Origin of the sequence: Cryobacterium sp. M96 (assembly GCF_002929845.1) — a bacterium.
In the GTDB taxonomy this organism is placed as follows: Bacteria; Actinomycetota; Actinomycetes; order Actinomycetales; family Microbacteriaceae; genus Cryobacterium; species Cryobacterium sandaracinum.
The window spans coordinates 1-3057 of sequence record NZ_PJJS01000006.1 but is presented as its reverse complement, the minus strand read 5'-3'; the positions used below and the strand labels follow the sequence as shown (position 1 = coordinate 3057).

At 70.7% G+C, this 3057-nt stretch carries 3 protein-coding genes; 2 read left to right on the top strand and 1 reads right to left on the bottom strand.

The features are described 5' to 3' along the window. On the top strand, nt 1–1655 hold a 1655-nt coding region (locus tag CXY79_RS00050), incomplete at its 5' end, for an SbcC/MukB-like Walker B domain-containing protein (RefSeq protein ID WP_304466184.1). A 36-nt stretch (nt 1656–1691) separates the two neighbouring features. Here the strand turns inward: CXY79_RS00050 and CXY79_RS00045 are convergent. Next, nucleotides 1692–2468, bottom strand: coding sequence for an HNH endonuclease family protein (locus CXY79_RS00045; RefSeq protein WP_104099136.1), 777 nt, complete (start codon nt 2466–2468; stop codon nt 1692–1694). A 49-nt stretch (nt 2469–2517) separates the two neighbouring features. Here CXY79_RS00045 and CXY79_RS00040 point away from each other — a divergent pair, with 49 nt between their 5' ends. Beyond that, nucleotides 2518–2880 (top strand): DUF2834 domain-containing protein, encoded by a 363-nt coding sequence (locus tag CXY79_RS00040; RefSeq protein ID WP_104099135.1) that lies wholly within the window; start codon nt 2518–2520, stop codon nt 2878–2880. Nucleotides 2881–3057: the final 177 nt, after the last annotated feature.

Below are 3057 nucleotides of genomic sequence, written 5' to 3'. Positions count from 1 at the left end.
CCCAGGCGGAGCGGCTGCGGGCGGCCGAGGGCGCGGCCGGCCAGGTGCGGCGTCTCGACGCGGAGCTGGAGGTGGCGCACCGGGCCGACGCGGTCGCCGCCGGCGAGAACGCGGCGGCGGCGGTGCGCTACCAGACCCTTGTGGACCGGCGGCTGGCCGGCCACGCCGTCGAGTTGGCCTCGCACCTCGTGCCGGGGGAGCCGTGCGAGGTGTGCGGCTCGACCGCGCATCCGGCTCCCGCCACCGGCGATGAAGAACCGGTCACCGAAGCCGACATCGTGGCGGCACGGGCATGCCTGAAGCAGGCGCAGACCCGACTCGATCAGACGCACGTCGCCGCAGGCACCGTGGCCACCGATCTGGCCGAGGCCCGGGCCCGGGCCGGGGAGCGCACCATCGACGAAATCGTCGCCGAAATGGCCGCGTCCGAGGTGGCCCTCGCCGCGGCCGTGAACGCGGGCGTGCGGGCGGCAGCGCTCGGCCTCGACAAGAGCCGGCTGCGGGCCGAACTCGACGAGGCCGGCCGTGCCCTGGCAGGCCTCTGCTCCGCCCGCGATGTGGCGGCCGTGCAGCTTGCCGAGCGCCGCAGCGCCCGACAGGCCATCGACGACCGAGTGTCCGCCCAGCGCGGCGACTTCGCCTCGGTGGGCCACCGGGTCGATCGGCTGCGGGCAGAGCTGGCCTCCGCGCGGGCCCTCGGCGAGGCCCTCGACCACAGCCGTGAGCGCCGAAGCCTGCGGAACGCCGCCGGCGCATCCGTTCAGGCTCAGCTGGACCGCGAAGGTTTCGTCGACGAGCAGGACGTGGCCGCCGCCCACCAGAACGACGCCGACGTGCGGCAGCTGGAAGAGCTGATCCGCGGCCACGACGATTCGCGCGCGGCGGCGCGCTCGGTGCTGGCTGAACCGGCACTCACGGGTCTTCCCGCCGGCCTGACCGACGTCGGTCCGGCCCGGGAAACCCTGGTGACGGCGGCGGCGGAACGGGATGCGGCGCTGGCCGAACGCGGCTCCCTGGGGGAGCGGGTGGCCGTCATGACCGGCCTGGTCACGGATGCCCGCGTGCACTTCGACGCCGGCGCGGAGCTTCTGTCCACGCAGACGCAGGTTAGGGAGTTGGCGGCGGCCGTGCACGGCGACGAACCCAACACGAAACGGATGCGCCTGGAGACCTACGTTCTCGCCGCGCAGCTCGAGCAGATCATTGCAGCGGCCAACAACCGGCTACGCACCATGACCGGGGGCCGCTACACCCTCGAACACGACGACTCGGTGCAGTTCCGTGGTGGCCAGTCCGGGCTCGGGCTGATGATCCGGGACGCGCACACCGGGCGGGCCCGCCCCACCCAGTCGCTCTCCGGCGGCGAGACGTTCCTGGCGTCATTGGCCCTCGCCCTCGGGCTGGCGGAAATCGTGTCGAACCAGGCCGGCGGCATCGCCCTCGACACCCTGTTCGTCGACGAGGGCTTCGGGTCCCTCGACGGCGCCACCCTGGAAACCGCGATGAGCACCCTGGACGGTCTCCGCGCCGGCGGCCGCACCATCGGTCTGATTAGCCATGTCGACTCCATGAAGGAGCAGATCCCGGCCAAGCTGGTCATCACCGTCACCGACCAGGGCTTCAGCGAGATCGACGAGGTCCTCGTGTCGGTGTAGCCGGGCTGTGCCGGTTCGTGCTGTGCCGGCGCGGGACTAGTCCAGACCGGGCGTGGCCGAGTAGGCAGGCTGGCCGGGGCAGGTCGCGAGCACGCGCACCATGGCGTCGTGCTCGGCCGGGGCCACCCATAGGCCGTAGGTGGCCTTCACGGAGATCTGGCGGGCCACATATTCGCAGCGGAACGACTTCTCCGCGGGTAGCCAGGTGGCGGCGTCCCCGTCGCCCTTCTGCGAGTTGGAGACACCGTCGGAGGCCAGCAGGTTCAGCGGGTCGTTGGCCAGGGCGATCCGCTCTTCCCGGGTCAGTTGTGCGGCGCCGGTTTGCCAGGCGTTCGACAAAGCGACCAGATGGTCGATCTGCACGAGCATCGAGGTGGTCTCGCCGCGCTCGAACGACACCGATTCGCCCGTGTACGGCGCCAGCAGCTGGCCGCTCAAGACCCGGCAGGACGCGTCGGTCACGATCGCGGCCAGGTCGCGGGCCAGGATATCGTTGCGGGTGTCGCAGCCGTTGTCGTCCACGTCGCGCCAGGCGGAGCCGAACTCGCCGGTGCGGTCGTAGCCGGTCTTCGCGGCCTTGCCCTTGACCGGCAGGGTGGCGAGCAGGTCGGCCGCGTCGCCGGTCACCGGGGCCGCGGCCGTGGATCCGACCGGGAAGGGAACGGATGTCTCGCCCGGTGTGACGCCGGGCACGCCGACCACGATCGCCCAGACCAAAGCCAGGAGCGGCAGGACCACCATCAGGGCGGTGACGGGCCGTCGCCTGGAACGCCGGCTGCGGGTTGACGCAGGCTTGCGAGATGCGTGTGGCATGGTGCTCCCAGGGTCGGCTTTCGACCCTACCGGGCGGCAATAATGACGTATGACCAAAAACTGGACCCCGCTCGCCGCCGTCTACCTGGCGCTCAGCCTCGGCGGCCTCGTGGGCACCTGGACCTTCAACCTGCTGGCGATCGTGCAGCTACGCGACTTCGTCGGTGACTGGGTGAACAGCGGTCCGGCGGTGTCGTCACTGACCGTTGACCTGCTGGTGGTGGCGGTGGCCGGCAGCATCCTGATCATCGTCGAGGCCAGGCGGATCGGGATGAAGCGGGGTTGGCTCTACGTGGTGCTCTCGGGTCTGACAGCCTTCGCCTTCACCTTCCCGCTTTTCCTCGCAATGCGGGAACGCACGCTGCAGGCGCAGCGGGTGCGGCCGGCGTCTGCCGGAGCCCGGACCCGCTAGGCGCCAGCCAGGCGGACCAGCCAGGCGGTCTCGAACCAATTCGACGGAGATTTTGCTCAAAACCGGCCCCAAACATCCGTTTCAGCCCGAAATGCTCAAAATCTCGGCTCTCCTGCTGCTTCTGTGGGTTAATCCCGGCCGGGGAGCACTGGTTTGTGGCCGCCGAGGCTGAGCATG